Source organism: Micromonospora sp. DT44 (assembly GCF_049841635.1).
Lineage (GTDB): Bacteria > Actinomycetota > Actinomycetes > Mycobacteriales > Micromonosporaceae > Micromonospora.
Window position 1 is genome coordinate 94,100 of sequence record NZ_JBNCKS010000005.1, and the last position, 24,776, is coordinate 118,875.

The following is a 24,776-nucleotide window of genomic DNA, read 5'->3' on the forward strand; positions in this document are numbered from 1 at the left end:
GTCAGGCCTTCCCGCTGACGCCGACCGACGCGGTCGCCAGGACGCCGTCCGGGATGGTCACCGCCGGGAACAGTCCCCGGAGAACGTGGTGGATCGTCTCGGTGAGGACCCGCTCCGCGACCGGGTCGATGATGCTGGCGAGACTGGGCACGCCGAAGTCGAAGCTCGCCACGAACGTCATCGCCACCCCGTCCGGGTCCTGGCGCAGCGTCCACGCGCCGGAGAACTCGTCGAAGTCACCGTCGATCTGGTCGAACTCGATCGTGAGACGATCGCGGTCCAGGTCGTCGGCCTCGGTCCACGCCAGGATCCCGTTGCGGAACAGGACCTCCCACGAGCTGACGACCCTTCGCGCGTCGGCCGGCGACTGCACGGTCACCGATTGGACCACGTCGACCAGGTGCGGGTAGCGCTCGAAGTCGACCAGCTGGTCGAACGCCGCGCCGCCGTCCCCACCGGGTAGGAATGCCTGAATCTCGACCTGTCGCATGTCAGTGGACCCCCAGCCGGTCTGCTGTCGGATAGCGGTGGCCGAGCGTGCGCAGCGCGCCGTCGAACGCGTCGACCAGGAGGGCGACCTCGTCGCCGGAGAGCACCGCGGGTGGAGTGAGGCGCAGCACCGCGCTGGCGTTCAGCGAGTGGTTCACGATCACCCGGGCGTTGAGGAGTTCGAGGATGGCCTCGCCGGCCAGCCCCGGACCGGCGAACTCCACGCCGATCAGCAGCCCGACGCCGCGTACCTCACGAACCAGGTGCGGGTACCCGGCGGCCACCGCCCGCAGGCGGGCCAGCAGCTCGTCGCCGAGCGTCGCCGCGCGCTCGACCAACCGTTCCTCGGTGGCGACCGTGATCGCCGCGCGGGTGGCGGCCATCGCGATCGGCGCGCCGGAGAATGTGGACGTGTGCAGGAACGGGTCCTTGTCGAAGGCCTGGAACGCCTCGGCGGTGGCGACCACGGCGGAGACCGGCACGATGCCGCCGGACAGGCTCTTGCCGGCCAGCAGCACGTCCGGTGTCACGCCCTCGCGAAGGGCGCCCCACCAGTGACCGAGGCGGCCGACGCCGGTGAGGATCTCGTCGAGCACCAGGAACGCGCCGTGCTCCCGGCACAGTCGGGACACCTCGCGCAGGTAGCCGGGCGGTGGGATGACCACCCCGCCCTCGCCCTGCACCGGTTCCATGATCACGCAGGCCGGCGGCCCGGCCGCCAGCGCGGCGCCCAGCGCCTCGACGTCTCCGTACGGAACGTGCGTGGTGTCCGGCAACAGCGGGCGGAACGGGCGCTGGTAGAGGTCCTGCGCGGTGACGGAGAGCGCGCCCATGGTCTTGCCGTGGTATCCGTTCACGGTCGAGACGAGCCTGCGCCGGCCCTGGACACGGGCCATCTTGATGGCCGCCTCCACGGCCTCCGCGCCGGAGCCCGCGAAGTGCACCCGGGTCAGCCCGGGCGGCGCCACCGCGACGAGCGCTGCCGCGGCCTCGGCCACCGACGGCTCCAGCATCAGTCGGGTGGCTATCGGATGGCTCTGGATCTGCGCGACGACCGCGGCGACCACGGCCGGGTGCCGGGCGCCGTGCAGGAACACGCCGTAGCCGCCCACGTTGAGGAATCGGTTACCGTCCGAGGTGTACACCCACGCGCCCTCGGAACCGACCTCGACGTGCCCGCCGAACATGTCGCCGAGCTTGGCGCGACCCCGGGACAGGAAACGACGGTAGTTGTTCCGGACCTGCTCCCGGACCTGCTGATCGGTCTCTACGCTGCTGGCTGTCACCACTCCTCCTAGCTCACCACGAGCGGCTGGCCGCCGAACCAGGCCGTCAGTTCCGCGGCGGTGCTCACGCGCGACGGTGGGTGGAAGGCGACCGCGTGCGACGTGGCGGCGAGATAGGCCACCTCGGGCGAGGAGATGAAGGCCATCCCACCGAGCAGATCCACCGACCCGCGCACCGCCGCGGCGATCGCGTTCGCGGCGGCGAAGCGCACCACGAGCGCCCGGCCGAGGGCGTCGTTGCCGCCGTCGCCGTCGTCGAGGCTCCGTGCCGCGCCGTCCAACATGATCGCCGCGCCCTGCACGGCGGTCGCCACGTCCGCCCGCTCGGTGACCGGTCCCCGGCCGCTGGTGATCGCGCGCTCGACCAGCGCCGACGCCACCCCCAGGTAACACGCGGTCACCAGGAGCTGGAACCAGACGAACCCGATGGTCTGCAGGTCGTCGAGCTGACCGTCGAGCGCGACCTCCGGGTAGACGAACAGGTCCGGATGGACCTCGACGTCGTTGAGCAGCACGGCGTCGGACTCGGCGCCGGTGAGCACCGGCGACGCCCAGAAGGGCTCGATCGTGATGCCCGGCGACTCCGCCGGAATGAGCGCCACACCCAGGCGGGTGCCGCCGTCCTCGGTGGGCACCGCGACGCTGGCGGTCAGCAGGTCCATTGAGGCGGAGAGGCTGCACGGACGCTTCGCACCGGTGACCCGCCAGTTCCTGCCGTCCCGCCGGGCGGTCATGGTGGGCGTCAGGATGCCGCGACCGGCGTGCCCCTCGGCGAAGCCGGAGGCGACCAGCCGGTGATCGGTGGCCACCGCCTCGAGCAGCATCCACTCGAACCCGACGTTCGCCCGGGCCAGGGCCACCAGGCCGGCGACCGAGAACTGGTGCATCGTGGTGGCGACCGCCAGCGACGGCGCCTGCGCGGCCAGGGCGCGGGTGACCCGCACGGTCTGGAGGGCGGACGCGCCGAGCCCGTGGTACGTCTTGGGCACCACCAGACCCGCGCCCCCCGCCTCCCGGAAGAGGGCGATGCCCGGCCCACCCGGGCGCTCCAACTCCATCAGGGGAACCTCGCCGAGCCTCTTGAGCAGGCCCGGAAGCAGCATCTCGCAGGTGTCCCGCTCGGTGTCGAGAAAACTCATGCGGCCAGACCCTCCCGCTCGGCACGCAGCGGGGAGGCAAATGCCGCCCGCCGGGGTTGGACGTCGCGGCCGATGCTGATGCCCTGCAGGTGCGACGTACGCAGCATTGGATAGTTGCTCTCGCCCCCCGGGCCGCCGGTCAGGCCGGCGCCACCGTGGGTGGACAGGTACGGGACGAACCCGATGTGCGAATCGTTGATCTTGAGTAGGCCCCCGTTGTGCACCCGGGCCACGAACTGCTCGACCATGGACTCGTCACCGGTCCAGACCGAGTTGCGCAGGGCGTACTCGTTGGCGTTCAGGAAGTCGATGACGTCGTCGAGCAGGCCGTCGCCGTGATCCGGGTCGGGCACCACCACCGGCAGCAGCGGGAAGAAGGTCTCCCGGGCCACCGCCCACACCGCCCGGGCGTCGGTCAGGCCGTTGACCCGCAGAACGGTCGGCTCGACGAACACCCCGGTGGACGAGATCGAGCCGTCCAGCTCCATCCGGTTCCCACCGGCGAGCACCTCGGCGCCGCACTCCGTGGCCTGCTCGACGTACCGGGCGAACTGGTCGCTCTTGAGCACCGGCGACAGCAGCACGTCCGGATCCTCGGGGTGACCGGGCCGGATCTTGCGGGCGTGGCTGATCAGGCGGGCCAGCAGACGGTCCGCGATCGCCGGGTGGGCCACCACGTAGTTGGGAACCATGCAGATCTGCCCGGAGCCGAAGAAGCTCTCGGTGAGCGCCTCGGCGGCACGGTCGAGATCGGCGTCGTGCCACACCACACAACCGTCGTTGCCGGCCAACTCCAGGATCGGCTTCTTGCCCCGGCGTACCGCCTCCGCTCCGAGCGGGATGCCGAGTTCACTGCTGCCGAAATAGAAGATGTCGTCGACGAGTGGGCTGGCCAGGAACTGGTCGAGGATCCGCTTGGGCGGGCCGCAGACCACGTTCAGGGTGCCCGGTGGGGCACCGACCTCGTCGAGGATCGGCGCCACGATCTCGCGCAGCACGAACATCACGCCGTAGGGGCTCCCACGCGGCGCCTTCACGACGAGCGCGTTGCCGGCCGCGAGCGCGGGAACGCCGAGCAGCGAGTTGACCGCCGCCGCGTTCTGCGGTGGGCTCAGCGCGACCACGCCGTCGGGCTTGCGTACCACCAGTAGACGCCGATTCGCGTCGTCGTACTCCCGGTGCATCTGCTCCGCGCACAGCCCGATCGTCTCGGGGCTCGTCCCGTGCAGGCACCCGGCCAGCTCCCACTCGGCGAGCGCGCGGGGGTGCCCCTCTTGGACGAGGACCTCCACCACCTCGTCGTGCCGCCGGCGCAGCTCCTCGTGGAGTCGGTGCGCCACCTGGAGTCGTACCCGAAGAGGCATCGCGCCCCAGACGGGCGCCGCCGCCGCGGCGGCCTGGATGGCCTGCTCGACGACGGCGTCGTCGGCCACCGCGCAGCGGGCCAGGACGCTCGCGTGGTCGTCGCCGTCGTGGCGACGGCCGCGGTCCAGGTCACGCTTGAGGGAAAGCTGGGGCAGCATGTCGTCGAGCACCGCCGAGGCGCGCAGGCAATGTACCCACTTGTCCGCTGGAACGTCCTGACCTGCGATGTAGGACCCGTACGATCGCAACGTCGCAGCCCCCTCCCATAAGCGAGTCTGTGCTACTAATTCATTAGTCGAGGAACGGTCGAACCATAGATGCCCTCGTTGAAGGGTGTCAACGAACCTTTGAGCAGAGGCAAGATGCCGACACACGACGCGGAAGCGGCCAGGAAAAGCCCCATGCGGTGGATTCGGATCGGATCGGCATTACTGGCCGCGCAGATGCTCGCCCTCGGCGTGCCGGCGTCCGTCGCGCCACGGTGGTTCTTCGACTGGTTCCCGTTCGGCGCGGGCTGGGTGGCCGCCGGCGGCCCATACAACGAACACCTGCTGTCCGACCTGGGCTACGCCTACCTGGCGTTTGCGGTCCTCCTCGGGTGGGCGGCCGCGCGGCCGGTGCGGGAGTTGTGTCTCGCCGCAGCGGCCGCGTCGGTTGTCGCGAACACGCCACACCTGCTGTTCCATCTGGCCCACGCGGGGGCGCTGCCAACCGTCGACAGCGTCGCGGAGAACGCCCTGCTGACGCTCACCGTCGTGGTGGGACTGGCGGTCTTCTTCGCCGGCTACCGTCTCCCGGCCGGCAACGCCTCCGGGCAGACATCCGCCGATCTCCCGCGCGAGCGGCCGTAGCCCGCACGCCGACCGCCCGGACGGTCAGCGCGGGCGTGCGGCGTAGTCCGAGCGGTCGGACCGCCCGGACGGTCGACGCGGGCGTGCGCGGGTACGGCAGCGTCGTCAGGGCCGGCCGAACAGCCCGCGCGTGCGGATCCCGACGCTGATCGACCCGCCCGAGCGGGAGTCGTCCGGCGGTCAGGAGCGGCTGGTCGGCCAGATGCGGCGGGCCGGGCGGCCGTCGGCCGCGGGAAGCGGACGCGTCGACTCCCACAACCGCCGCCACTCGGCGGCCTGCGGCCCGGTGGTGGACGCGACGGCGGCGGCCGGCGCGGTCCGCAGTGAGCGGTACCAGCCGACCTCCTCCTCCACCCACAACCGGCCGATCGCGGCGGACATCCGCTCGTGGAACGCCCGCGCCCCCTCGCCCTCGCGGGGCCACAGTGGCCGGCCGTAGCGCACCACGACCGTGCGCCGGCCGGGCACCGGCCAGTTCCGGCCGCGCGGCATGGCGCCGAACGTGCCCCGCAGCGCGACCGGCACCGCCGGCACGTTGTGCGTACAGCACAGGTGCGCGGCGCCCAGCCGCATGCCGCTCATCCAGCCGTCGGTGGACCTGCTGCTCTCCGGAAAGAGCAGCAGGCTCCACCCGTCGCCGAGCAGCCTGGTGGCGAGGCTGCGTAGCCGCCGGTCACCCTGCCGCTCGATCGGGAAGGCGTTGAACACCAGCGACGTCACGACGGCGCGCCAGCGCGCGTCGAAGAAGTAGTCGGCGGCGGCCCCGACGGCCAGCCGCCGCGCGAACCGACGGGGCACCGAGCCGAGAATCAACGGCGTGTCCAGGTGACTCGCGTGGTTGGAGACGAAGACGGCGGGCCCCTGCAGACCGTCGAGGTACTCCGTGCCCCGGACGACCGGATGGGTCTGGGTCCAGGCCACCGACTTGAGCACGCCTCGCTGCAGGCCGAAACGGACCGCCCCCGCCGCCCGGGTGCGGGCCCAGGCGGTGGGGAACTCGGAGCGCTCACGGCGGATCTCGTACGGCTCGGCGGAGCGAGGGGTCGTCGCCCGGCCACGCCAGTCGCGGCGGCCGCGCAGCAGCCTCACCTCGTCGATCAGGCGCACGTCGCCTCCCGGGTCATCGGACGTCCGCCAGCGTCACGGGCGGGGCGTGCAGGTACGTGATGCTCGGGCTCGACCCGACGGTGTCGCGCGCCATCTCCAGCGCGTCGGCGAGCGAGGATGCCGCCCGGAAGCCCATCACCGCCGCCGTCTTCCGGTCGGCGCCCACGAAGATCACGTCGCCGAGGTGCTCCATCGCGTGCGCCCCCCAGTACCACATGTAGAACGGGTGCACGCCGTGGTACGCGTAGCTGGTCCGGTACAGGTGCCGGTACCAGGGGTCCTGCGCGTACTGCTGCTCGTACTTCGCCTCGATCGCCGCCGGGTCGGTGGTCTGCGGCAGGACCTCCTCGAAGAAGTCGATGTAGCTGGGGTGGTGCACCGGGTGGAACTCCTTGGGCATCGGGTGGTAGAAGATCCCGACCCCGCCGCGCCGCACGATGGGCTGGTTGCGGTAGAGGTTGAAGAAGTACCCCAGGCCCAGCGACATCACCAGGATCGGGTTCATGATCGAGTTGACGTTGTACGGACAGATGAAGGGCAGGCCCCACACGCCGATGTCACTCTGACCCTGCACCTCGGTGAGCTGCTGACGGTGCACGTTGGCCAGCGTGAGCGGGTGGACCGAGTCCGGTCGGCCCGCGTTGACCCCGGTCACCCCGTACGGCGCGTCGTTGTTCTGCCAGACGCGTCGGCGCAGCTTGGCCGGCGTCAGGTCGTTGGCCCGCTTGGTGGCCAGGTAGGACAGCTGGTCGCCGATCCCCCACTCCCACTCCCGGCGATTGAGGAAGCCGACCTGGCTGGGGAACGAGTCGAGGTTGAGGGTGGTCTCGACCGTGAAGACCTTGACCGCCTCGCCCAGCACCTCGGCCATCCGATCGTAGGAGTGGTGCATGGCCGAGTTCGGCGGGTCGTTGAAGGAGCGCGAGTGGCGCAGCGTGTGGACGTTGTGGTGGTGGCGCAGACTCCGGTAGGAGCCGAGCCCCACGGTGACCGACTTGCTGCCGCCGCTCATCGCCGTGAGGTTGATGTTGGCGTACACGATGAGATCGCTCTCGGCCGCCCGCCGGTTGATCTCCACGTCCTCGCCGTGCGGGGTGGTGCCGAGGTGGACCAGACCGTCCGGGTCCTCGGCGTCGTGGTTGCGCAGGTGCTTGGGGAAGAACGCCCGGAAGACCCGCTCGCCGACGATCCGCTTCAGCTCGGCCGGCGTCATCCGCCGGTGCAGCGAGTTCGCCGCGATCAGCTCGACGTCGTCCACACCAGCCTCGGCGGCGAGCTCCAGCACGTTCTCGATCACCCGCTGCCGGATGTCCGGCGGGCGCATCTGCGGCAGCGGGAGCGACAGGTCGTCGAAGACGATCGTCAGGCGCATCCCGGGGCGTAGCAGCTCGGGCAGCGGCGGCGAGTCCACCGGGTGCAGCAGCGCGCGCTGGATGGCGGCGTCGACGTTGGCGATGGGCGGAAGCGAGTCCGGCGGGTACACCACCCGCGTGCCGAGCGGGAACCGCTCGAGGAGGAAACCCTCCCCCTGGTGGACGAGCAGCGGCGGCGTACGCTCGTCGACCTCGAGCACGAAGCCAGGTCTGCTCATGAATTGTCCTTTCGTCGTTCCGGCTCGTGCGTGTGCGTCGGGCTGCTTGGTCAGTTGCGGCTGGGGTCGAAGGCGACCTTGACGGCGCCCAACTGCCCAGCCTTGGCGGCGTGGCCGAGGGCCTCGCGCCACCGCGTCAGCGGGTAGATCGCGTCGACGTAACCGTCCAGGGGCGCCTCGGCGGCCAGCGCCATCGCCTCGGCGAACGTGCCACCGACGGACTCGTCGACCTCCTGCGCGTCGGCGCCGGGCTCGGCGGTCGGGCTCGCCGCCGCGCTGCCGCTGGAGGCGTACGACCCGACGAGGTTCAGCTCCCGGAACCAGACGGGTGTCAGGTCCACCCCGCCGGAAGGCATCCCGGACAGCAGCACCGTGCCACCGGCCCGGACCAGCCGCAGCGCCATGTCCAGGCCGGCACCGGCACCGGTGCACTCGAAGGCCACGTCCGCCCCGCCGAGGAGGAAGTCGCCGCCGATCATGGGTTGCTCCAGCGTGCCGCCACAGGCCCGGCGTACCGCGCGGGCCGCACGGGACGGCTGGAACACCTCGGTCGCCCCGAGCTCGCGGGCCCGGGCGTGCTGGTGCGCGTGCTTGGCCACCACGTAGATGGGGCCGGCCTTGGTCAGAGCACGCAGCGCCAGCAGGGTCAGCAGGCCGACCGTGCCGGCGCCGACGATCAGCACGGCCGCCCCGGCCGGCACCTGCGCCCGATGGACCGAGTGCACCGCGCAGGCCAGCGGCTCGACCAGCACCGCCCGGCGGTCGTCCATCGTGTCGGGTACCCGATGCAGCTGGGCCGCGTGCGCGACCATCTGCCGACCCCAGCCTCCGCCGGTATCGGTGCAGTAGCCGGTCTGCAGGCCGGCGGAGACACGACCGGCGGTGACCCGGTCGCACCGGCTGTGCTGCCCCGCGACACACCATCGGCAGGGCTCCCCGCCGCGTACGGCGCAGGACAGCACCGGATCGACCACGACGCGGCTGCCCTTGGGCAGGTCGGGTAGGTCGTCCAGGGTCTCCGCGACCACCTCGTGCCCGGGCACGAAGGGCATCGACACGACCGCTCCGAAGTACGGCGACGAGCGACCCGTCAGCAGGCTGACGTCCGAGCCGCAGATGCCGGAGAGCAGCGGTCGCAGCCGGACCCAGTCGCCCGACGGCAGGCTGGGCTCGGCCCGGTGCACCAGGCGCAGGGGCGCGACGTTGCTGGCGAGCACGCCGGACATCCGGCCGCCGAGTTTGGTGGAACTGGCGCCCCGGGCGGCGAGGAAGCGGGGAGTCGACTGGCGGTATTCCAGGGCCGGCATCATCGGGCCGCTCCCCGCGCGCCGGGGCCGGCGGCCGAGGTGGTCAGCTCGACCATGTTCTCGACCGCGCCGACCGTGTGCCCGCCCCACTCCTCGATGCGCCAGTTCTGGCGCTTCGCGTGGCGGTACAGCTTGGGATCGGGGTTGACGGCCACCGGGTTGCCCACCCCCTCAAGAAGTGATCGGTCGGAGAAGCTGTCGCCGTACGCGTACGAGCTCCGCAGGTCCGCGCCGATGTCGTCGGCGTGGTGGCGGAGCCAGGCCAGGCGGGCCTCGCCCACCAACGGCGGTGAGGCCAGGAAGCCGGTCAGGACGCCGTCGCGCACGTGCAACCGGCTCGCGACCACATCGTCGAAGAGCGGTCGCAGCGATTCGATGAGGATGTCCGCGGTGCCGGTGATCAGGATGGTGCGGTGGCCGGCCGCACGGTGGGCGCGGATCTGCCGGATCGCCTCCGGCAGCGCCCGCCGCAGCAGGGCGTCACCCATCCGGTCGCGGATCAGGTCGCGCAGCGCCTCCTCGGAGGCCCCCGCGTACCGCCGCATGAAGGTCCGGATGAACTCGCCCCGACTGCGCTGCTCGGCGCGCAGGTAGCGCGGCGCGGCTCCGGCGAGCGCGGCGAGCTCCTTGGCCCAGCCGCCCTTCGGCCGGTCGGACAGGCGGGCCCACAGGAAGGTCTCGATGAGGTTGGACGCCACCACGGTGCCCTCCAGGTCGAAGACCGCCACCGTGTCGCGGCCCTCGGGCAGCGGCCCGCGCCCGCTGGAGCGGGGACGCCGGGTCACCGACTGCCGCAGCAGCGCGGTGATGGCCGGGCAGTGCACCTCCTGGAGGTAGTGCGGCCAGTCCACCTCGGCGACGTCGAAGCTGCCCCGGCTCACCACCTCGTCGGGCAACTGGCGGTGCAGGGCCAGCACGTTGCCGTCGGTGTAGATGGCCTCGACCTCGGTGTAGACGCCGTACAGATCGGAGAGTCGGCGCAGCGACTCGATCCGCTTGGTCTCCTTGTGCACCTTCGTCATCCAGTCGCGGGTGCGCGGCGAGGCCGGCAGCCGCAGCAGCGCCCGTTCGGCGAACGACACGGCGCGCTCGCCGGTGCGCAGCTTGCGCTCGATCTGGCTCGCACCCGGAAACCGCCACGTCGGCACCGCGATGTGACCCCGACCGGCCTCGGGGAGCGGGTGACGACGGAAGTAGTTGCGGATGTTCTCGTCGAGCTGGCGTTGGGTGAGCGGGTTCCGCGCGCCGGTGCCGACGTGGTAGTAGACCGGCGCGGCGGGCTCCGGCTCGACAGGCGCGACCGCCAGCAGGGCGTTGGTGACCAGGTCGATGGGGACGATGTCCACGACCGCGTCGGGCAGGCCGGGAAAGTCCGGAAGCGTGCCCCGCCCGTACGACAGGATGATCGGGTCCACCATCTTGAAGGAGTCGAACCACCCGGGGAACGGATGACGCAGCGCGCTCTGCACGATCGCCGGGCGCACCACGGAGAGGCGCAGCCCCTCGTCGCGGGCGTACTGCTCGGCGACCCGCTCCCCCAGCGCCTTGGTGAACGTGTAGACGTCCGGCCAGCCGACGCTGTGCGCGCGCAGCCGACCGTAGTCGACCAGCCGCTCGGTCACCTTGCGGCGCCGCGCCTCCTCGGCGGCCCGCGCCGTCGCCTGCGGGCCGGCCTTGCCGTGCTCGGCGCGGGCCTCGGCCAACAGCGCGCGCAGCGCCTCGGGGCGGCGGGAGGCGCGCTCCACCTCGGCGCGAGCGGCCCGCGCTGCGGTCAGCTCGGCCTGCCAGTCGACGTCGTGGTCCAGCGGAGCCTCCGGCACCACGCCCTTGCGGGCGCCGGCCACGTACGCCGTGGAGACGTGCACCACGTGCGGACGTCGCGGCAGCGCGACGACCGCGTCGTAGAGGTTGACCAGGCCGCCGACGTTGACCTCGAACGCCTCGTCGATCGGCGGGTCGAAGGACACGGTGGACGCGCAGTGCAGAACGGCGGTCAGGTCGTCCGGCAGCGCCGGGACCGAGCCGGTGAGGTCGCCCTCGAGGACGCTGACCCGCTCGGCCAGCAGCTGTGTGAGGGCCGGCCCGCCGATCCGCCGGCGCAGCGTGCGGAACACCGGCTTGCGCCCCAGCCCGGCGACGCGGTCGGCGCCCGACGTCGCGCCGCGCCCGCGCACCAGCACCGTCACCCGGGTGTTGGGGTGGTCGGCCAGCAGCCGCTCCAGCGCTGCCTGACCGAGGAACCCGGTCACCCCCGTGAGCAGGACGTGGGCACCATCGAGAGACCAGTTCGGCGTGGCGGGTCGGTCACCCGGGTTGTAATTCACCAGATGAGGATAGCGTCAAACGGGCCGCGCGTCAGCCCACCGATTCGCGGAAAAAACGACGCCTCCGGTCAGCGCCAGCGCTCCGGTTCGTCGAGCAGTTCGTTCATCGATCCGGACCGGAACGCCTCCACCGTGAGCGGCACGTCGGGGAATCCGGCCGCGCGGATGGCGGCGGCGAGTCGCTGGTCGGCACGGGCCCGCTCCACGATGGGCGGGTCGACCTCGAGGCGGACGCCGTCGCCCAGGTCACGGACCCGCAGGTCGACCACCCCGTGCGGGTCCAGCAGGCGACGGGCCGCCAGCTCGGCCATCTCCACCCGGGCCAGCCGGGCCGGCGAGATGGGCACACCGAACGCGATCCGGCTGGCCAGACACGCGGCGGCCGGCTTGGCGGCCGTGTCGAGCCCCCAGAGCACCGCTATCGCGCGTACCGCCGGCTTGTCGAGCCCGAGGTCCGCGAGCGGCGTGCGGGCCGCGCGCTCGGCCGCGGCGGCGATCCCCGGTCGGAAGCCGGCGGCCAGGTCCGAGGCGTTAGTGCCCGTCACCACTGTCGTGAAGCCGAGCCGATCGGCCAGCTCGCGCACGGTGTCGATGAGCGTGCTCTTGCAGAAGTAGCACCGGCGCGGGCCGTTCTCGCGGTAGCCCTCGACCTCCAACTCGCGGGTGCCGAGCACGTGGTGCGCCACGCCGAGCCGGGCACAGAAGTCGCGGGCGGCGGCGACCTCGGCGGCGGGGACAGCGGCCGAAACCGCTGTCACCGCAGCGACATCGGCCGGATCCAGAGCCCGCACCGCCGCCGCGACGGCGACGCTGGAGTCCACGCCACCGGAGAATGCGACGAGCGTTTTGCCGTATCGTGTGAATTCCGCGACGAGCTGATCCGCGGCCCCCCAGGCCCATCCATCAGGTCTCACAGCTCGACAGTACTGGAAGGAGCGTGAGGTGTCCGCACCGGAATTCATCGACCTAGGATTCGCACGGATGGACGTGGACCGTCTGTCGCGCACCGGCGACCCCGAAGTGGTGTACGGCGCGGGCAAAACTCCTGAACAGGTGACGGGAGCGATGCGCGCGTTACGCCTCGCCCACCCGGACACCCCGATCCTCGCCACCCGGCTCACCGACGCCGCCATGGCCCGGTGCGCCGACGAGTTCGGCGCCGACGTGGTGGATCCGGTGTCCCGGACGGCCGTGGTGGGCCCAGCGCGCACGCCCGTGGGCACGGTCGCCATCGCCTGCGGTGGCACGAGCGATCTGCCGGTCGCCCGCGAGTGCGCGGCCACCGTGGCCGTCTTCGGCGCCCGGGCGGATCTGGTGGTGGACGTCGGGGTGGCCGGCCTGCACCGGTTGCTGACCGAGCGGGACCGTATCGCCCGCGCCGACGTGGTGGTGGCCATCGCCGGGATGGAGGCCGCGCTGCCGTCGGTCCTCGGTGGACTGGTGGGCAGCCCGCTGATCGCGGTGCCCACCAGCGTCGGGTACGGCTGGCACCTGGACGGCCTGACGGCATGGCTCGGCATGCTCAACTCGTGCGCTCCGGGCGTGCTCACCGTCAACGTGGACAACGGCTTCGGCGCGGGCGTCGCCGCCGCCAGGATCGCCCGCCGCACGCCGAGCTGCGCAGACGCGAATGGCTGAGCCGCGGACGAGGACCGAGGACAGCGCGGCGGTCCCGTCGAGCACCGCCCTGTGGGTCGATCCCAGCAACGGCGCGGCCGGCGACATGCTGCTGGCGGCGTTGCTCGACGCGGGCGCGAGCCTGTCCGTCGTCGAGCAGGGCGTGGCGCGACTCGCGGTTGAGCCGGTGACACTGAAGCTGGAGAGCGTACGGCGACACGGCCTGCGCGCCGCCCATCTGATCGTCACGGCACCCGACAGCGGCACCCACCGCGACCTGGCCGCGGTGACCGCGATCATCGCCCGGGCGGCGCTTCCGTCGGCGGTGCACGACTTCGCGGTCGCCGCCTTCACCACCCTCGCGCGGGCCGAGGCGCGGGTGCACGGCGTACCCCTGGCGGACATCCACTTCCACGAGGTCGGCGCCCTCGACGCGGTGGTCGACCTGGTCGGATGCGCGCTCGCGCTCGCCGACCTGGGGCTGCTCGACGCTCCGATCCGGGTGGTCGGCCCGGTCGCGGTCGGCTCCGGCGTGGTCCGCACCGAGCACGGCCCGATGCCGGTACCCGTGCCCGCCGTTCTGGAGATCCTCTCCGGCGCGGGCGCACCGATCGCCGCCCATGCGGCCGCGATGGAGCTGTGCACGCCGTCGGGCGCGGCCCTGCTCGCCACGCTGGCCACCGGCTGGGGGCCGCCACCGGCGTTGGTGCCGCACGCGGTTGGGGTCGGCGCCGGCACCAGGGACCCGGCCGGCCACCCGAACATCCTTCGGGTGCTGGTGGGCGCCTCGGCGGCCCCGGACGCCGACGCCACGCCCTGGCAGGGCGAACCGCTGCACCGGGTGGACACCACCATCGACGACGTGGACCCACGGGTCTGGCCGGATCTGCTGGAGCGGTTGCGGGCCGTGGGCGCGGCCGACGCCTGGTGCACGCCGGTGCTGATGCGCAAGGGCCGACCGGGGCAACTGCTCAGCGTGCTGGCCGCACCGGCGCAGCTCGACCTGGTCTGCCGGCTGGTCTTCACCTACACCGGCACGCTCGGCGTACGGGTGTCCACCGTGCAGCGCCGCCGGCTGCGCCGCGACCAGATCGCCATGCCGTACGGCGACACCGCCGTCCGGGTCAAACGCGGCTACCTGGGTGACCGTCTGGTCAGCGTGCAACCGGAGTACGACGACGCCCTGGCGGTCGCCCAGCGCGCCGACGTGCCGGTCGCCCGGGTGCTGGACGAGGTACGCGCGGCGGCCCGCGGCGTCGGCCCGTCGCCGGAGGCCGGCCCGCTCCCGGAGGCCGGCCCGCTCCCGGAGGCGACGACCGCATGATCTGTCTGATGCCGCACTGCGGCTTCCTCTCCGCCACCTCGCGCATGTTGGAGATCTACCGTGCGCTGCGCCAGCGCGGGGTGACCGCCCGCATCGCCACGCACGGCGGCACCTACGAGCACGTGCTCCGCGACGTCGGCGTTCCGTACGACATCGTCGGTGAGCGGATGACGCCGCAGCGGTGCGAACGGTTCATCCGCGACGAGATCGGCATGGGCTACGTCGGTCAGAGCATGTACACCGACCGGGAGATGCGCGACTACGTCACCGCCGAGACCGAGTACTTCCGCCAACACGACATCCGTACGGTGGTCACCGGCTTCACGCTGACCACCCTGCTGTCGACCCGGTTGGCCGGTGCCCGGCTGGTCACCGAGCACGCCGGCAGTTGGGTACCGCCGCTGTTCGAGCGCGGGATGCTGCCGGCGCCGAGTCAGGCGCACTTCGGCCTGCTGCCGTCGCCGCTGCTGCGGTGGTTGTCCAACTCCCTGCCGTCCCGGGTCGGCTTCTACTGCGGGGGGTTCAACCGGCTGGCGGCCGACCTGGGCGTACCGCGCGTACCCAGCCTCGCCGCGCTCGTCCTCGGCGACCTGGCGCTCATCCCGGAGGTGCCGGAGGTGCTGGGTGTGTCCGCCACGGAGGTGGCCGACTGGCGGCCGGACGGTCGGTCCGGCTATCGGGCGGGCACCCGGCTGCGCTGCGTCGGGCCGCTCTACGCCCGGCTCGACCTGCCGTTGCCGGAGCGGGTCGCCCGTTTCCTCGCCGAGCCGGGGCCGGTCGTCTACGTGGCGGTCAACTCGGCCGAGGTCGGCTTCGTGCGGCGCGTCGTGACGACCATCGCCACCCTCCCGGTGCGCGTGCTGGTCGCCGGCACCCACCACGACCTGCACGACATGGCCGGCGACCGGGTCATGGTCGGCGGCGTGCTGCCGAGCCACCTGATCATGCCGGAGGTGGACCTGGCGATCACCGCGGGCGGGCAGGGCAGCGTGCAGACGGCGATGGCCGGCGGCACACCGGTGCTCGGTTTTCCGCTCCAACCGGAGCAGGACCTGAACCTCGCGCTGCTGGAACGGATCGGCGCGGCACGCCTGCTGGCGCCGAGACACGTGGGCTCCAGACTGGCCACGCTGGCCGCGGAGATGCTGGCCGACCGGTCCTACCGCGAGGCGGCCGAGCGGGTCCAGCGCTGGTACGCGGCCACCGACGGACCCGCGAACGCGGCCGAGGCCATCCTCGCCCTGCACGATGCCGGCGAGGCCGACCCCATCGGCTCCGCCGGCGTCCTCTGACCCTAGGCGGCCGGCGGGGCCGTTCCCGCCGGTCGGACGACCGGTCCGGTCGACCACTGTTCGTCGTGGTCGGCCTTGCGCAGGAGTTCGTCGGCGCTGTGCGCGACCCGGGACATCGCCAGGCGCAGCAGCGGGGGCGCCATCATCGACGTGACGATGGCGACGAGGGCGATGATCGTGAAGGTGGCGATGTCCAGGACGCCGAGCCGCAACCCCACCATGGCGACGACGATCTCGACGACGCCCCGGGCGTTCATGCCGGCGCCGACGGCCAGGGACTCCCAGTGGCCGAGCCGGCTGGATCGCGCACCGAGGTACGCGCCCGTGAACTTGCCGAGGATCGCCGCCGCGAGGACCACGAAGGCGGCGATCGCCACGTCGCGGTCGAGCAGCACGCCGAGGTCCATCCGCAGGCCGGCGGAGGCCAGGAAGATCGGTGCAAGCACGGTGAGCACGACGGTCCGCAGGGGTGCCAGCACCGCCCGCCGATCCCGGATCGCCTGCCCGACGAGGATGCCGGCGACGAACGCGCCGAACACCGCCTCCATGTGCAGCGACTGGGTGATCGCCGCGCCGGCGAGGACGATGATCACGGCCGTGACGATTGTCGGCCCGGTCTCGGTGGACCGGCCGGCGAGCCGCAGCGCTCCACTCACCAGTGGCCGGCCGACGACGATCGCGGCGACCACGAACGCCACCAGCAGCAGCAGGGACAGCGCGACCTGACCCGCGCGCACCCCGACGGTCGCCATGGCCGACACGACCGACAACAGGAACCATCCCACGGCGTCGTCCACCATGCCGGAAGTCATGATCAACTGCCCGACGTCGCGGTGGATGAGCTTCATGTCCGCCAGCGTCTTGGCGATCACGGGGATCGCCGTCACGCACATGGCGACCGCGAGGAACAGCGCGAACACCGGACGTTCGGTGGTGTCCGGGACGAGTACGGCCGGGGCCAGGTAACCGATCAGGATGCCGAAGCCGATCGGGATGAGCAGACCGCCCAGACTGATCCGGAGAGCCGAGGTGCCACGGCGGCGGACGATCCGGGTGTCCAACTCGATGCCGGCCACCCCCACCAGCAGCAGGACGCCGATCTGGGCGACCGCGTCCAGCAGGTGCATCTGCGCCGGGTCGGCGGGGAACAGCCAGTCGTGCACCGCCGGAGCGGCGTGGCCGAGCAGCGACGGCCCGAGCACCACGCCGGCCATCAGCTCGCCGACGATCGGGGGCAGGCCGAACCGCGCCGCCAACCGGCCCAGGCCGAGGCCGAGCAGGAGCAGGGACGCGATCTGGACGAGCAGGATCACGACCTGTCCGCCAGCCAGCGGCATGATGGGTGCGTTCATACCGGCCTCATCTCCGTGATCAGGGCCGCCAGTCGATCGAGCCCCTGCTCGATCTGCGGTGGCTCCAGCAGGCTGACCGACAGACGGAGCTGGTGACGTCCACCTCCGTCGGCGTAGAAGTGGTGCATCGGCGTCCACAACACACCGAAGTCGCGGGCGGAGCGCTCCAGCAGCGCGTCGTCCACCACGAACGGCACCGTCACCACGAGGAAGAAGCCGCCACCGGGGGTGTTCCAGGAAACGCCGGCACCCGGCCCGAAGCGCGCGGCCAGGCCGTCCAGCACGTGCCGCAGATTGCGTCGGTACGCCCCGGCCTCGCGCTCGTTGGCGCGCACGAGACTGCAGTCGTGCTCCAGTAACTTGCCGGCGATGATCGCCTGCGCCAGCGGTGAGGTGTTGACGGTCACCATACTCTTGATCTTGGCAAGCTCGTCGGCCAGCAGGCCCGTTCCCCCGGGGCCGGCCACCGGCTGGTCGGCGACCACGTAACCCACCCGGGCGCCGGGCATCCCGGTCTTGGCGAACGAGCCGAGATAGACGACGCGACGCTCGTCGTCCATGGCCTTGAGCGTGGCCGGGCGGTCGCCACCGGCGTGGAACAGCCCGTACGGGTTGTCCTCGATGATCAGCAGGTCGTGTTCGGCGGCCGCGCGCAGCACCGCCACCCGGGTCTCGGTGTCCAGGCTCGCCCCGGCCGGGTTGGCGAAGTCGGGCACGAGGTACAGCGCGCGGGGGCGCTGCCCCGCCGCCCGGGCGTCGCGCACCACCCGGGCGAGTTCGGCCAGGTCGATGCCGCGCGAGCCGTCCCGGACCGGCAGCGTGGTCATGTCGACGAGCGACGCGGCCCCGCGAATGCCCACGTAGTTCGGCGAGACGGCCAGCAGCACGTCGCGGGGGTCGGTCCGCAACGCCCGCAACACGAGGAACATGCCCTCCTGCGCGCCCACCGTCACCACGACGGACTCCGGGTCGACGTCCATCCCCTCGTCGACGGACAGGTTGCGGGCCACCAGGTCGTGCACAATGCCCTTGGTCCGGCCGTACTGCAACAGCGTGCGGTTGACCTGACGCTCGCTCAACCCGTGCTCGTCACGCAGGTGGTCGCAGTAGCGGCGCAGGTAGCGATGCACCGCCTCGACCTCGAAGAACTCCTCGTAGGGCCGGCCGGCCGCGAACGACACCGCGTCCGGGAAGCGACCGGCGATCTCGTTGAGGAAGGTCATCGAGTCGAGCACCGGGTCGGCCAGCGAACCGTGCAGGTCGGCCAGCGCGATCGGCGCGCGGGCGCCCACCGTGGTCGTCCCCGACCGGCCGGTCACGGGGACCATCCCGCGAGGGCGTCACCGGACGTCCGGCCCCGCCCCGTCGACACCGGCCCGCCCCCGGCCACGGTGGTGCCGTGGCCCAGCGCCCGCAGGTCGGCGCAGCCCATCATCGCCATCGCATCCTCCAACTCGGCCCGCAGCAACGAGAGCACCCGGCGGGCCCCGGCCCGGCCACCCACCGCCAGCCCCCAGAGAGCGGGCCGACCCACCAGCACCGCGGACGCGCCGAGGGCCAGCGCCCGCGCCACGTCCACGCCGCTACGGACGCCGCTGTCCAGGAGCACCGCGCACCGGTCGGCCACGGCCGCGACCACCGGCTCCAGCGCCGCGATGCTGGGCACCGCGCCGTCGAGCTGGCGGCCGCCGTGGTTGGACACCACGACGGCGTCCGCTCCGAGGTCCGTCGCGCGCACCGCGTCGTCCGGGTGCAGGACGCCCTTCACGACGATCGGCAGACGCGTCCGTCGCCGCAACCAGTCCAGATCCCGCCAGGACAGCCTCGGGTCGAACGCGAGACCGGTGTGCACCATCAGCGCCGAACTGTGCAGACCGCCGGAGTGCGCGGCCGCGCCGACCTCCGGTGGCAGGTTGGCCGCCACCACGTCGTCGGGCAGCGTGAACCCGGACCGCATGTCCCGCAGGCGACGACCCATTCGGGGCACGTCGACCGTCAGCATGAGAGCCCGGCAGCCAGCGGCCTCGGCGCGCGCCACCAGATCGGCGACCAGCCCGCGGTCGCGCAGCCAGTAGAGCTGCATCCAGACCTCCGCCTGGGTGGCGGCGATCCGCTCGACCGGCTCGCTGCTGAGCATGCTGGCGACGAAGACCGCGCCCTCGTCCCGGGCCGCCTCGGCGAGCGCCACCTCACCGTCCGGGTGCAGGAGCCGCTGGTAGGCCATCGGCGCCACCCCGACGGGCAGACCCATCGGCGTGCCCAGCAACTCCGTGCCGAGATCGCAGGTCTCCGTGCCCACCAGCACCCGTGGGACCAGGTGCACCCGGTCGAACGCGTCCCGGTTGTCGCGCAGCGTCGACTCGGTGCCGCTGCCACCGGCCACGTAGTCCCAGACGGGCTCGGTCAGCACCCGCCGCGCCGCCGTCGCCACGTCGTCGAGGCAGAGCAGGCCGGCGAGGTCGGTTCCCTGGGCCGCGATGGTGGTCACAGGACGTCGTGGGTCTTGGTCCGCTCCGCCTCGACCGCCTCGTACAGCGCCCGGATGTTCCCGCTGCCGAAGGTGCGCGCACCCATCCGCTCGATGACCTCGAAGAAGAACGTCCGGCGCGGATGGGTGGACCTGGCGAAGATCTGGAACAGCTGGCCGTCGTGGTCCTCGTCGACGAGGATGTTGCGGGACCGCAACTGGTCCACGTCGTAGCGGGCGAGGTCGAGTCGCTGGCCGAGCAGGTCGTAGTAGGTCTCCGGCGTGCGCAGGAACTCCACGCCCCGATCGGTCAACGCCGAGATCGCCGACACGATGTCCGGCGAGCACAGCGCCACGTGCTGCACACCGGGGCCACCGTGCCCCTTGAGGAAGTCGTCGATCTGCCCGGCGGCGGCCGAGGCGTCCGGCTCGATGAGCGTGAGCGTGACCAACCTCGACGGGCTCTGCACCACCTTGGAGAACATCGCCTGGTTGCCGACGAGGATGTGCTCCTCGAACGTCATGTCGAAGTCCAGCACCGTGCGGTAGAAGTCGACGGTCGGGTCGAGCGTGCCCGCCTCGAGGCAGACGGCGAGGTGGTCGACCACACCCAGCCCCAGAGCCGGCCCCGCCTCCGGCAGGTGCCCGTCCGGAAGACCGGGCGTCAGGCCGGGCAGCACCGGGTCGGCCGAACCCTCGGGTGGCTGGACGAACGTGTGCGTCACGTCGCCGAAGCCGCCGACCGTGGCCGTGACGAACCCGTCGCGGACGGTGGGTTCCACCACCGTCCGCGCGCCGCGGGACACCGCGACCTCGAACGCCGCCGTCGCATCGGCGGTACGCATCGCCAGGTCGGCCACGCCGTCGCCGTGCTGCTGCACGTACAGGCTGGCCGGGTGCGCGTCGGTGAGCCCCTCGGTGACCACGAGAACCGTCGAACCCTGCCGCAGTGCCACCGACACGTGGTCCTCGTCGCGGCGCGAACCGACGACGGCGAAGCCGTACTGTGCGGCGAGCTCGCGTGCGGCCCAGACCGCGTCGGTCACGTGGAATTCGACGTGGTGCACAGCCAGGTCGCTGAACACACTGCTGCCCACGCTCACTGATGTCCCCCCTACCGGGGCCGCACGGCCCCCTTGTGGTCAGAAGATGGGAGCCGCCGCCGGAGCGGACAGCTCACCGAGATACGGATGCCAGAGGTGTTCGGGGTCCTGCTCAACGGCCCGGATGACGTTCCGCATCTCGACGAGCGCCTTGGGCTCGGCCTCGTCGTACATGTTGCCCTGCAACATCTTCAGCACGTCGAGGCGATACCGCGGGTCCTGGACGAACGCGGTGAACAGGATGTTGAGCCGGTAGTAGGCCGAGATGAACTCGTACCAGTTGCGGACGCCGCGCCGCAGCAGCATCTCGTACGTGGCGAACCGCTCGCGCTTGAAGTCGCCCGCCTCGGCGGCGGCGATGATGTCGTTACAGGCCAGCCGGGCGCTGTTGAGGGCGATGCTGACGCCGGTGGAGAAGATGGGATCCACGAAGCGGGCGGCGTCGCCGATCATGACGAAGTTGTCGCCGCAGATCTGCTTCATCGCGTAGCTGTAGTCGCCCTCGGCCTTGAACGGCCGTACCTGCTTCGAGCTGCGCAGGGCCGCCTCCAGCTCGGGCCGGCTGCCCACGCACTCCCAGAAGAACGCTTCGAGATCCTCCCGGGCCGCCTCGGCGAACCGGCTCTTCTGGGTGACGACGCCGATCGACGTGATCGTCTCGGTGATGGGGATCTGCCACACCCAGCTGTCGGTCAGCGGCAGGAAGTGGATGAAGATGAAGTCGGACTTCGCCTGCTCGGCTGAGAGCGCCTGTCGATCGAAGCCGTCGAACCAGGTGTGGATCGCGTACTGGTTGAAGACCGAGTCGGCCACCTTCACCTTGAGCTGACTGCCCAACGTGGTGTTCCGGCCACTGGCATCGACCACCATCCGCACCGGCACCTCGCGTTGCCCGTCCGCGGATCGGGTGTGCAGCACGGGGTGTTCGCCCTCGAAGTCGACGCGGTTGACCCGCACGCCGTGGTGGACCTCAGCGCCGAGACTCGCCGCGTTCTCCAGGAGGATCTGGTCGAACTTGCCCCGGTCGACGTGGAACGTGTAATCGCGGTCGACGCCGGCCTGATCCCGTTCGTTGAACATGACCTCGGCGAGCCGGAAGTCGTGGGTGAGGTTGGAGAAGCCCATGTGGCTCACCGGCCGCGACTCGGCCGACGTCCAGGCCGCGCCGTACTTGCGCGGGAAGCCGGCCGCCTCGACGGCTGCCATCGCCCCGGTCTCCAACAGCACCGGCGTGGTTGCCGGGACCAACGACTCGCCGACGTGCTCGCGGGGAAAGTGCGCGCTCTCGAAGACCACGACGGACAGCCCCGCCTTGGCCAGGTAGGCGGCGGCCGTGGACCCGGCGGGCCCGCCTCCGATGATGCCGATGTCCCACTCTGCTGGCTTGGTGTTCATGGCGCCTCCTCGGGGGCCTGTCAGGCGCGGGGCAACGACAGGATCAGATCGGTGATGGTGTCGAGACTCCGGAAGTGCCGTCCCGTGATGTGCGAAGGCGGCACGTCGACGTCGAGCTCCGCCCGGACGAACGCGATGAGCCGAGCCGTGTTCAGTGAGTTCAGAACGCCCCACTCCAGCAGTGGCGAGTCGGGGCGCAGATCGACTCCGGTGACCGCCTCGTCCTGGTCGCCAATCAGCTCGTGGCGCACGTACACCATCAGTTGGCCGAGTATCTCGTCGCGTTGGTCTGTCGGCACAAACCCCTCCCAGGTCGCCGGACGTGGTATCCCCCATGGGGCGTCACCCGGGAGGCCGGGAAACCCACCGGCGCTTCCCCCTCTGATGACATCCCTGTTCGATGAATTCTAGAAGCCCACGCGGGTTCGTCAAGGGGATGCCGTGCAGGGATCGACGTCAGCAACTGGTGTGACGACGGTGGAGCCCGCCCGCCGAGGGCGGACCGATCAGGCCAGAACGCCCGTGAGGTAGGTCTGGATGGCCTTGCCCGTGCCCGCGGCCAGAGCGGCGGCGCTGAGCTCGACGATCGCCGGGACGCGGAAGACGTACCGGGTGGTGGCGAGACCGATCAGGTGCGAGCCGACCATGGCGGCGCGCAGCTCCGGCTGGGAGTGGCCCAAGGCGCGGGTCAGCGGGAGGATCACCTGGTCGCCGAGGAAGTTACGGACGGCGTCCGCCGCCATGTCGTTGGCCGTCATCGACCGGAGGATGCCGCCGAGCCGAGCCGCCGTGTCGGGCTCGTCCCAGTGACTGAAGAACAGCTCGACAGCGCGCCGGCCGACCTGGCCGCGGGGGCCCTTCATCGCCCGCTCCACCAGTTCCGGCGGCTGCAGGGCACCACGCACCGCCGCCTCGAACAGGCCTTCCTTGGTGAGGAAGAAGTGGTGCACCAGCGCGCTGTCGACGCCCGCCTCCTGGGCGATGGTGCGCACCGTAGTGCCCTCGTAGCCCCGCTCCGCGAACTGGCCACGAGCGATCTCGAGGATGAGCTGATGGCTCACCGTCGGCCCGACTCGTCGCCCCGTCCGTCGTCGTGGAGCACCGTTCGGGGACACCTCCGCGCCCACAAGTTCACCTTTCCCAGTTCATCGCATGCCCTATTCATCGTATGGGGGCAAACGCCATAGTATCGCCTTCCTACGTGCGGAAATACGGAGGTTCTACAGACAGGCCACGACAACAGTACGTAACGATGCCTTGACATGGTGCCCCGCACGGGCCGTAGCATGGCGCAGTGCTACGAACACGGGCCGTCGTCGGAAGTCTCGTCTTCTTTTGCGCCGCGCCGGGCGTGGTCGCCGGTCTCGGTCCATGGTGGATTTCCGACTGGGAAGTCGAAACGCCGTTCGCCTACTACCAGCCGGTTCGAGTCCTCGGCGCGCTGATGCTGGTCGTCGCGGTGGCGTTTCTCCTACAGTCGTTCGTGCGCTTCGTCGTGGAGGGTCTGGGCACTCCGGCCCCGGTGGCGCCGACCGAACACCTGGTGATCGGCGGGCCCTACCGGTACGTCCGCAACCCGATGTACGTCGCGGTGGTGACGGCCATCCTCGGCCAGGCACTGATCTTCGGCCAGGCCGCACTCCTGTGGTACGGGTTGGCCATCGCCCTCATCCAGGCCGCGTTCGTGCGGTTCTACGAGGAACCCGGTCTGCGCCGGCGATACGGCGCCGCGTACGACACCTACCGCGCTGCGGTCCCGGCGTGGATTCCCCGCCTACGGCCGTGGCAGCAGGGGGCCAGCTCACCGCAAGCGTGACCCGATAACGCGCCTCACCAGCCGTGCGGCCGATCGAACGAGCCGCTGACCCGCGAAGGGACTGCCATGTCGCCTACCCCCGAGGGCTGGCTGCCCTCCGCCCACGACGGAGGGCAGCCAGCCGTCTAGGCGACCCGCTGCCGGGTGGGCAGTTCCGCCTGCGTCACCGATGCCTGGCAACTGGCCGTCAACACCGGCAGCCGCCCGGAGACCTCGGCGATCAACTCCCCCCGCAACAGGTCCTCGCCGGCGGGTTCCCCCCAGATGACGAGCCGGCAGTTCACCTGCTCCGCGCGCACCGATGCCGAGGCAGTCCAGATAATGGGCATACGGTGTCGTGCCGCTCCCAGCAATTCCACCGTGACGAACTCGGGAGCCGTCTTGTCGGTGCCGTCGCACTGTTGGAAGCCAACGTGTGCCGTAATCTCACCACTGCCCAGGTAACTCAATTGAAACATTACGCGGAACTCGTGCCCACCTACGTCCGCCGGCAATAGTCCCGCTGTCAATAACAGCCCTTCTGGCTCGTAGAAGAGTACCTGGACATCCGTAACCGCCAGTGCTGATGACTTCATATCCCTGGTGGCCCCATCCCCCATTAGCGTACCGCCAGTTCATCGATGGATGTTATCCTGCCGACGGCCGCGCTGTCCCCCCCTAAATGGGTGAGTGATCACGCGGCACCGGTCGGGTTGCGGACCGTTACGGCCCGAATAGGTCTCATCGGGCACGACGTGCCGGGCGGAGATGCCGCACACGAATGCGAGCACGGCAATCGGCCGCGACCGCATACCCGCGTTGACATGCGTCAACGCCGATGCCGCTCTCGACCACCCCGCATTGGGCGTGGTGCGGTCGCGGCCCGGGCGTGCCGAGCCGGTACGCCACGTCGCTGCGGCGCAACCAGCTCCCACCGTCGAACCTGCCGCCATTGCGACACCGGCTACCGGC

21 protein-coding genes and 1 pseudogene are annotated in these 24,776 nt (G+C 71.3%); 5 read left to right on the forward strand and 17 right to left on the reverse strand.

Going from position 1 to position 24,776, the window contains the following annotated elements; translation table 11 throughout:
* Position 1 precedes the first annotated feature (1 nt).
* The 4 genes from ACLQ25_RS04635 to ACLQ25_RS04650 are packed head-to-tail and all read right to left on the reverse strand — an operon-like array spanning position 2 to position 4,437.
* Positions 2-490 carry a type II toxin-antitoxin system RatA family toxin gene (locus tag ACLQ25_RS04635; RefSeq protein ID WP_425729374.1) on the reverse strand — a complete coding sequence of 163 codons (489 nt, stop codon included), beginning with the start codon at positions 488-490 and terminating at the stop codon, positions 2-4.
* A 1-nt stretch (position 491) separates the two neighbouring features.
* Positions 492-1,775, reverse strand: coding sequence for an aspartate aminotransferase family protein (locus ACLQ25_RS04640; protein ID WP_425729376.1), 1,284 nt, complete (start codon positions 1,773-1,775; stop codon positions 492-494).
* Positions 1,776-1,783: 8 nt separating this feature from the next.
* Positions 1,784-2,914, reverse strand: a complete 1,131-nt coding sequence (locus ACLQ25_RS04645) for an acyl-CoA dehydrogenase family protein (RefSeq protein ID WP_425729378.1) — start codon at positions 2,912-2,914, stop codon at positions 1,784-1,786.
* A complete protein-coding gene (locus ACLQ25_RS04650) occupies positions 2,911-4,437 on the reverse strand; it encodes an aldehyde dehydrogenase family protein (RefSeq protein ID WP_425729380.1) in 1,527 nt (508 codons plus the stop codon). Before ACLQ25_RS04650 ends, ACLQ25_RS04645 begins: the two co-directional genes overlap by 4 nt.
* Before the next feature lie 243 nt (positions 4,438-4,680).
* On the opposite strand from ACLQ25_RS04650, the gene ACLQ25_RS04655 reads away from it, so the two are divergent.
* Positions 4,681-5,130: a hypothetical protein gene (locus ACLQ25_RS04655; RefSeq protein ID WP_425729382.1), complete on the forward strand. Its 450-nt coding sequence runs from the start codon at positions 4,681-4,683 to the stop codon at positions 5,128-5,130.
* Between the two features lie 180 nt (positions 5,131-5,310).
* Here ACLQ25_RS04655 and ACLQ25_RS04660 read toward each other — a convergent pair whose 3' ends face one another.
* The 5 genes from ACLQ25_RS04660 to larE all read right to left on the reverse strand — a co-directional run bounded on the left by ACLQ25_RS04660 (position 5,311) and on the right by larE (position 12,421).
* A complete protein-coding gene (locus tag ACLQ25_RS04660) occupies positions 5,311-6,237 on the reverse strand; it encodes a lysophospholipid acyltransferase family protein (protein ID WP_425729384.1) in 927 nt (308 codons plus the stop codon).
* A 13-nt stretch (positions 6,238-6,250) separates the two neighbouring features.
* Positions 6,251-7,828 carry a lactate racemase domain-containing protein gene (locus tag ACLQ25_RS04665; protein WP_425729386.1) on the reverse strand — a complete coding sequence of 526 codons (1,578 nt, stop codon included), beginning with the start codon at positions 7,826-7,828 and terminating at the stop codon, positions 6,251-6,253.
* A 50-nt stretch (positions 7,829-7,878) separates the two neighbouring features.
* Entirely contained in the window at positions 7,879-9,138 is a 1,260-nt protein-coding gene (locus ACLQ25_RS04670) for a zinc-dependent alcohol dehydrogenase (RefSeq protein WP_425729388.1), read from the reverse strand.
* Positions 9,135-11,459: an HAD-IB family hydrolase gene (locus ACLQ25_RS04675; RefSeq protein ID WP_425729390.1), complete on the reverse strand. Its 2,325-nt coding sequence runs from the start codon at positions 11,457-11,459 to the stop codon at positions 9,135-9,137. The genes ACLQ25_RS04670 and ACLQ25_RS04675 overlap by 4 nt, the downstream gene beginning before the upstream one ends.
* A gap of 68 nt (positions 11,460-11,527) precedes the next feature.
* Positions 11,528-12,421, reverse strand: a complete 894-nt coding sequence (larE, locus tag ACLQ25_RS04680) for an ATP-dependent sacrificial sulfur transferase LarE (RefSeq protein ID WP_425729392.1) — start codon at positions 12,419-12,421, stop codon at positions 11,528-11,530.
* Positions 12,422-12,440: 19 nt separating this feature from the next.
* Between larE and larB the strand changes: the two genes are divergently transcribed.
* From larB to ACLQ25_RS04695, 3 genes are read left to right on the forward strand one after another with little or no spacing between them, the layout of a single operon-like run.
* Positions 12,441-13,097 (forward strand): nickel pincer cofactor biosynthesis protein LarB, encoded by a 657-nt coding sequence (larB, locus tag ACLQ25_RS04685; RefSeq protein ID WP_425729394.1) that lies wholly within the window; start codon positions 12,441-12,443, stop codon positions 13,095-13,097.
* Positions 13,090-14,400, forward strand: a complete 1,311-nt coding sequence (larC, locus tag ACLQ25_RS04690) for a nickel pincer cofactor biosynthesis protein LarC (protein ID WP_425729396.1) — start codon at positions 13,090-13,092, stop codon at positions 14,398-14,400. Before larB ends, larC begins: the two co-directional genes overlap by 8 nt.
* Complete coding sequence (locus ACLQ25_RS04695; RefSeq protein WP_425729398.1) at positions 14,397-15,692, forward strand: glycosyltransferase; 1,296 nt, start codon at positions 14,397-14,399, stop codon at positions 15,690-15,692. The genes larC and ACLQ25_RS04695 overlap by 4 nt, the downstream gene beginning before the upstream one ends.
* Before the next feature lie 2 nt (positions 15,693-15,694).
* On the opposite strand, the gene ACLQ25_RS04700 is transcribed toward ACLQ25_RS04695, so the two are convergent.
* The 7 genes and pseudogenes from ACLQ25_RS04700 to ACLQ25_RS04730 all read right to left on the reverse strand — a co-directional run bounded on the left by ACLQ25_RS04700 (position 15,695) and on the right by ACLQ25_RS04730 (position 23,070).
* Positions 15,695-17,044, reverse strand: coding sequence for a cation:proton antiporter (locus ACLQ25_RS04700; RefSeq protein WP_425729400.1), 1,350 nt, complete (start codon positions 17,042-17,044; stop codon positions 15,695-15,697).
* The gene (locus ACLQ25_RS04705) at positions 17,041-18,363 is read right to left on the reverse strand and encodes a PLP-dependent aminotransferase family protein (RefSeq protein WP_425729402.1); all 1,323 of its coding nucleotides are present in this window, start codon (positions 18,361-18,363) and stop codon (positions 17,041-17,043) included. The genes ACLQ25_RS04700 and ACLQ25_RS04705 overlap by 4 nt, the downstream gene beginning before the upstream one ends.
* 89 nt (positions 18,364-18,452) lie before the next feature.
* Positions 18,453-19,523: pseudogene (locus ACLQ25_RS04710) on the reverse strand (alpha-hydroxy acid oxidase); the annotation flags it as partial.
* A 5-nt stretch (positions 19,524-19,528) separates the two neighbouring features.
* Positions 19,529-20,608 (reverse strand): 4-hydroxyphenylpyruvate dioxygenase, encoded by a 1,080-nt coding sequence (gene hppD, locus ACLQ25_RS04715; RefSeq protein ID WP_425729404.1) that lies wholly within the window; start codon positions 20,606-20,608, stop codon positions 19,529-19,531.
* 45 nt (positions 20,609-20,653) lie between these two features.
* Entirely contained in the window at positions 20,654-22,009 is a 1,356-nt protein-coding gene (locus ACLQ25_RS04720; RefSeq protein WP_425729406.1) for an NAD(P)/FAD-dependent oxidoreductase, read from the reverse strand.
* Positions 22,010-22,029: 20 nt separating this feature from the next.
* Entirely contained in the window at positions 22,030-22,308 is a 279-nt protein-coding gene (locus ACLQ25_RS04725; RefSeq protein WP_355047938.1) for a phosphopantetheine-binding protein, read from the reverse strand.
* A gap of 207 nt (positions 22,309-22,515) precedes the next feature.
* Positions 22,516-23,070, reverse strand: a complete 555-nt coding sequence (locus tag ACLQ25_RS04730; RefSeq protein ID WP_425729409.1) for a TetR family transcriptional regulator — start codon at positions 23,068-23,070, stop codon at positions 22,516-22,518.
* Between the two features lie 233 nt (positions 23,071-23,303).
* Here ACLQ25_RS04730 and ACLQ25_RS04735 point away from each other — a divergent pair, with 233 nt between their 5' ends.
* Positions 23,304-23,825 carry a methyltransferase family protein gene (locus ACLQ25_RS04735; protein WP_425729411.1) on the forward strand — a complete coding sequence of 174 codons (522 nt, stop codon included), beginning with the start codon at positions 23,304-23,306 and terminating at the stop codon, positions 23,823-23,825.
* Positions 23,826-23,950: 125 nt separating this feature from the next.
* Here the strand turns inward: ACLQ25_RS04735 and ACLQ25_RS04740 are convergent, their stop codons facing one another.
* Entirely contained in the window at positions 23,951-24,124 is a 174-nt protein-coding gene (locus ACLQ25_RS04740; RefSeq protein WP_425729413.1) for a hypothetical protein, read from the reverse strand.
* Positions 24,125-24,776: the final 652 nt, after the last annotated feature.